The organism is Microbispora rosea, assembly GCF_900156315.1.
GTDB classification, from domain to species: Bacteria; Actinomycetota; Actinomycetes; order Streptosporangiales; family Streptosporangiaceae; genus Microbispora; species Microbispora rosea.
This window is the reverse complement of record NZ_FTNI01000072.1, coordinates 1-3,795: the sequence shown is the minus strand read 5'-3', so window position 1 is coordinate 3,795 and position 3,795 is coordinate 1. Positions and strand designations below refer to the sequence as shown.

The following is a 3,795-nucleotide window of genomic DNA, read 5'->3' as shown; positions in this document are numbered from 1 at the left end:
GCGCCGGCATGATCTCCCCCACCACCGGACGCGCCATCGCCCCCGACGGCAGCGGACCCACCTCCCCATCCCCCACAAACCCCCAGTCGCCCAGCCCCTCTCCCTCTTCGTCTCCCTCGTTCACGCCTCCGCCCGCATCGGGTGGGTGCACCGCCACGATCCAGACCGTGAACTCCTGGACCGGCGGGTTCCAGTCCAACGTCACGGTGCGGGCGGGCAGTTCGGCGATCAGCGGCTGGACGGTGACCTGGAGCTGGCCCGGTTCGCAGTCCATCAGCCAGCTGTGGGGAGGCCTCCAGTCCGGTTCCGGCTCCTCGGTCAGCGTGCGCAACGAGTCCTGGAACGGCAGCCTCGGGGCGAGCGCCTCCACCACCTTCGGCTTCGTCGCCAACGGCACCGCCGCCACGCCGACGCCGACCTGCAGCGCGTCCTGACGGACAGCGCGACGGCGACCGCATGACACCGGCCGTGCGGCGGGGAGGGCTCACCTCCCCGCCGCACGGCCGTCGCGTTCCCGGGTGCCCCGCACCGGCACCCCTGAGGAGGGAAAACCGGTTGCCCTCGGAGGGGCGTCTCGTTGAGATGACTCCTCGTGCCCGAACGTGCCGATCGCTTCCTGAAATCCCTCGCCCGGCGGCTAAGACTCGATCTCAGCCCACTGCGCGAATTCCGCGACTTTCGCCTCCTGCTCGGCTCGGGGCTGATCACGATGCTCGGCACGGTCATCACGACCGTGGCCGTGCCGTTCCAGATGAAGCAGCTCACCGAGTCCTACGTCGCGGTGGGACTGGTGGGCATGGCCGAGTTCGTACCGATGGTGGTGTGCGGCCTGTGGGGCGGCGCGATCGCCGACGCACGCGACCGGCGCACGATCGTGATACTCAGCGAGCTGGGGCTGTGCCTCTCCTCGGTGCTCCTGCTCGTCAACGCGCTGCTCCCCAGGCCGCAGGTGTGGGTGCTGTACGCCGCAGGGGCGCTGGCTGCCGGGCTCGGCAGCATACGCAGGCCAAGCGAGCAGGCGCTGATCAACCGGATGCTGCCGCTGGACCGGATGCCCGCGGCGTTCGCCGTGCAGGGCCTGGTCCTCAACGCCGCCATGATCGCGGGACCGGCCGCAGGGGGTCTCATCGTGGCCACCCTCGGTCCGGCCGCCTCCTACGGCGTCGACGTCGCCACGTTCCTGCTGTCCCTGGCGCTGCTGGCCAGGGTCGGCGCGGTCCCCCGCGCCGAGGAGCCCACCCCCGCGTCACTGCGTTCCTTGCTGGAAGGCGTGCGGTACGCGCTGCGACGGCCGGACCTGATGGGCACCTATCTCGTGGACATCGCCGCGATGGCCTTCGCCAGTTCCACCGCCTTGTTTCCCTTCCTGGCCGAGAACCTCGGCGCGCCCAAGGCCGTCGGAGTGCTGTACGCGGCCGGCGGCGTGGGCGCGGTGATCGCCTCACTCACCTCGGGCTGGACGGCCCGCGTCCGTCGGCACGGGCTCGCCGTCATCGTCTCGGCCACCCTGTGGGGCGTCGCCGTGGCGCTCGCCGCACTGATGCCGGACATCTGGCTGGTCTTCCTGTTCCTCGCCGTCGCCGGTGGCGCCGACATGGTGAGCGGCCTGTTCCGCGGCACCATCTGGAACCAGACCATTCCGGACTCCTATCGAGGACGGCTGGCCGGCATCGAGCTGCTGTCCTACTCGACCGGGCCGATGCTGGGCGACGCACGGGCAGGGTTCATGGCCCAGTTGGGCGGTGCCCGCTTCTCCCTGGGGGTGGGCGGCCTGCTGTGCGCGGCCGCGGTCGGCGTGATGGCGGCCGCGTTGCCGAGATTCCGCGGGTACGACGCGCGGACCGACGAGCACGCCGTCGCACAGCGCAGGGCCTTGTTGTCGCCCGCACGTAGAGGCGATCGGACGGTCATTGCGGCCGAGGAGCGCCATGCGGAGTTCGGGCGAAGCCCTTCAGCGTAGGCGGAGAAACGTCACCGACCATTGCGGACAGGAGGTCAGTCCGCCTCCCACCACTCTTCCCGCGCGCGGGCGTACTTGCCCGGGTCCCAGCGTCGCCACTGATCGGGATGCTTGCCGGTGAAGTCACCGTTGCCCGCGACGTACAAGACCTTGTACTTCTCGACGTCGGTCTCGAGATCGCCGTCCTGGTTCTTCTTCGACTGCAGGGCCGTTACTCGGAAAGGCTGGTCGTGGTCGGTCACTGTGACCGTCTGCTGACGGCCGTCGGCGAGCACGTCCAAGGCGAGCGAGAACGAGCAGTAATACTTCAAGGTGGAAGCGTATACGAGGAAGACGACATCCTCGTCCCGCTTCAAGGAGACAGTTTTGAGTGAAAAATAGTCACCTTGCGGATCGAACCCCTTCAACATCTGCGCTCTCGGTCGAGGCTTGTCGAGATCGAAATACAGTCGGACGACCTCGTCCGACGCCCCACCCGGAGGGTTGTAGAAAAGCGTTCCACTAAGCGGTCGACCGCACTGCTTCACCGTCCGCATGTTCATGACACGGACCTTCTTGTCTCTGTTTCCGTGGACTACCAACTTGATCGACGTACTGCTGTCGCGCGCCGCCTTGTGACGATGAAACCAGGCATCATCGGCATGCTCTCCGAGAGTGATCCGGCTAACCCAGCCGAGTTGGGACTTGTTGAGTAGCAGAGGCTCGGCCAAGGCCCATGCCGGACTGGTGAAGTCGGCATCGGCGCCCTCTTCCACGAGGTCGACGATGATCGGCGGTCCTTGGTCTGGAGTAGGCGAAGACGACGGAGAAGCCATACGCGAGGGTGCGGCCGTCGCCGCCCGCGGCGACGGCGAGGAAGGCAGGTACGAGAGCAGGGGGGAGGCCGGTCGGCCCGACGGCAGCGCAACCACTCCTGACGACGGCGAACCGGACAGCATATTCTGGATCGCCCAAGTGATAAGTCCGGCTATCACCGGCGCCGCAATAGTGGTGCCCGTCCATTTGACACTCGGACGCTTCAACCAGTGGACAAACCTCGTCCGAATTCCGGCCGATGGCGCGCGAGATTCCATTGGCTTGCTCCCAGTAGGGCGACCTGGACCGCCCGCAAGGTATCACGAGCCTGCAGAAGAAAGGCGCGGTCCGTACGGAATCACATCGATTCGAGACAATGCCGATCCGTCCTCCGGATAAGGATAATGACCATAACCAGCAATACGGCCGGACGCATTCGCTCCGCTTTGGGAGGCGTCCCGCACCGCTTGATCCATCACATGCCCTTAATCGTCTCGGCGGCACCAGATTGCCCCGGCACAGCAGGCGACTTGAACTGGCCGCTGAACTTGACGCACCTCGGGGGCGTCGGCCAACCGCTTCCGAACTCGGTCATCCCGGTTGGGCGGTGCCCGCTTCTCCCTGGGGGCGGGCGGCCTGCTGTGCGTGGCCGCGGTCGGCGTGATGGCGGCCGCGTTGCCGAGATTCCGCGGATACGACGCGCGGACCGACGAGCACGCAATCGCCCTCCGTCCCTCGGGAGGCCGCAGAGGCGTGAAATGTTCATCGGCGTTTCGGCTGGGCAGCGCGGACTTGATCGGTTCATCCGACTGAAACATTTCTAATGACTCTTTGACATGTTTCAGTGTGCTTTCCAGAATGATGCCCCGGCGAACCCCTGGGCCGGGCGGCGCTCACCCACCGATCGACAGCACCGTCCGGCCCTCCCCGATCCGAGGAGCAGACATGGCCGACAGCGCCGCACCCACCGGAAGACGTAAAGCCTTACGCACAACGCTCGCCACGGCACTCGCGGGCGTCGTCACCGCGGCGCTCGCGAC

General features: G+C 67.0%; 3 protein-coding genes. 2 read left to right on the top strand and 1 reads right to left on the bottom strand.

The window, feature by feature from the left end; genetic code table 11:
- The first annotated feature begins 8 nt into the window (after positions 1 to 8).
- Together BXA11_RS45590 and BXA11_RS41015 are read left to right on the top strand one after the other, a co-directional pair.
- The gene (locus BXA11_RS45590) at positions 9 to 434 is read left to right on the top strand and encodes a cellulose binding domain-containing protein (RefSeq protein ID WP_076443337.1); all 426 of its coding nucleotides are present in this window, start codon (positions 9 to 11) and stop codon (positions 432 to 434) included.
- 158 nt (positions 435 to 592) lie between these two features.
- The gene (locus BXA11_RS41015; RefSeq protein ID WP_076443336.1) at positions 593 to 1,960 is read left to right on the top strand and encodes an MFS transporter; all 1,368 of its coding nucleotides are present in this window, start codon (positions 593 to 595) and stop codon (positions 1,958 to 1,960) included.
- A gap of 35 nt (positions 1,961 to 1,995) precedes the next feature.
- On the opposite strand, the gene BXA11_RS42950 is transcribed toward BXA11_RS41015, so the two are convergent.
- Positions 1,996 to 2,715 carry a hypothetical protein gene (locus tag BXA11_RS42950; protein ID WP_143734827.1) on the bottom strand — a complete coding sequence of 240 codons (720 nt, stop codon included), beginning with the start codon at positions 2,713 to 2,715 and terminating at the stop codon, positions 1,996 to 1,998.
- Positions 2,716 to 3,795: the final 1,080 nt, after the last annotated feature.